1 protein-coding gene is annotated in these 1,745 nt (G+C 61.0%); it reads left to right on the top strand.

The features are described from left to right. Positions 1 to 1,745, top strand: a 1,745-nt coding sequence (locus AB0L75_RS44145; RefSeq protein ID WP_365191932.1) for a condensation domain-containing protein, incomplete at both ends; no start/stop codon positions are given.

Genomic DNA, 1,745 nt, shown 5'->3' with positions numbered 1-1,745 from the left:
AAGGTTCTCGCCGGCCTGTTCGCCGACATCCTCAACCTCGACCACGTCGGCATCGACGACTCCTTCTTCACCCTCGGCGGACACTCCCTGCTCGCGGTGTCGCTGATCGAGCGTATGCGGGAGCACGGCATAGGTATCGATGTACAGACGCTCTTCGCGGCTCCGACAGTGGCGGCTCTTGCGAGAGCCGCACGTTCGCGTGAGGTCAACGTGCCGGCAAACGGGATCCCGCCGGGGAGTGACGAAATCACCCCCGACATGGTTCCGCTGGCGGACCTCACACAGGACGAAATCAAAAGCATAGCGACTTACATCACTGATGGCCCGCGAAACATAGCTGACATTTACAGCTTGGCACCCCTTCAGGAGGGCATTTTCTTCCATCATCTGATGAAGGAAAAAGACGGCCCTGATGTCTACGAGGTCCCTGCGGTGCTCCGCTTCGAGAGCCGCGACTTGCTTGACAAGTTCGTCGATGCCTTCCAAGTGTTGGTGGATCGTCATGACGTCTTCCGTACGGCCGTTGTGTGGGAGGGGTTGAGGGAACCCGTCCAGGTTGTCGTACGGCACGCAAGGGTTCCAGTGATAGAGAGCCGCACCCCGATCGATGGGCCGAACCTGATTGGGCAGTTGACCGCCCTCGACAATTCGTCATTGGACATACGCGAGGCGCCCATGGCGAAAGTTCAGGTCGCTCCTGAAGCCGGAACAGGTCGCTGGCTCGCACTTCTGCGCATGCATCACCTGACCCGGGACCACTCATCACTGGACATTATGCTGCGGGAGATCCGCTGCCTCATGAGCGGACGCGGCGTCGAACTGCCGGAACCTCTCCCGTACCGGAACTTCGTCGCTCAGGCCCGCTTGGGAGTGCCGCGTGAAGACCATAAAGCTTACTTCACTCGGCTTTTGGCCGATGTGAATGAACCAACCGCACCATATGGCGAATTGCAGATTCGAGAAGATGGTTCTTCTGCCCATAGTGACGAGTGCCGATTGGATCCCCAGGTTGTACAACGTCTACGCAGGGAGGCACGCCGGCTAGGGGTGAGCCTGGCAGCGCTGTTGCATGTGGCGTGGACGCGAGTACTCGCTTCCCTGTCCAGCCGGGACGATGTGGTCTTCGGCACCGTCCTGTTGGGTCGTATGCAAGCCGGGTTGGGTGGTGACCGTGTGCCGGGACTGTTCATCAACACCCTGCCGGTCCGCTCCGCCGTCGGCCCAGTCAGTGTGGCTGAAGCTGCGCAGGCCATGCACGCCCAGCTCGCTGAACTGCTGAGGCACGAGCACGCACCCCTGTCCCTGGCCCAAGGGGCGAGTGGCATAGAGGGGCAGGTTCCTCTGTTCACGTCACTACTGAACTATCGGCACAGTCCCGGTCTGTACGAGCAGAGGGACCAGATCGGCATCGAGGGTGTAGAACTGCTGTGCGCGAAAGAGCGCACAAACTACCCGCTGGTGGTGTCAGTAGATGACACTGGCGACGAGATCGGACTCACGGTTCAGGCTGTGTCTCCTATCCAGCCTTCCGCCGTATCGGCCTATATGGCTACTGCCATAAGCGACCTTGTGGCACGCCTCGAGACCGCACCGGATGCACCGCTCGAAAGCCTTCGGGTGCTCAGCAGCTCAGAGCAGGAAAAGCTACTGACCGAGTGGAACGACACCGGTGTGGATGTCCCCGAGCGCACCCTGCCGGAGCTGTTCGAGGCGCAGGCGGAGCGGACGCCGCAGGCGACCGCGGT

The organism is Streptomyces sp. NPDC052101 (genome assembly GCF_040680235.1).
GTDB lineage: Bacteria > Actinomycetota > Actinomycetes > Streptomycetales > Streptomycetaceae > Streptomyces.
The sequence above is the reverse complement of the archived record's forward strand: the minus strand, read 5'-3'. Positions and strand labels throughout refer to the sequence as shown.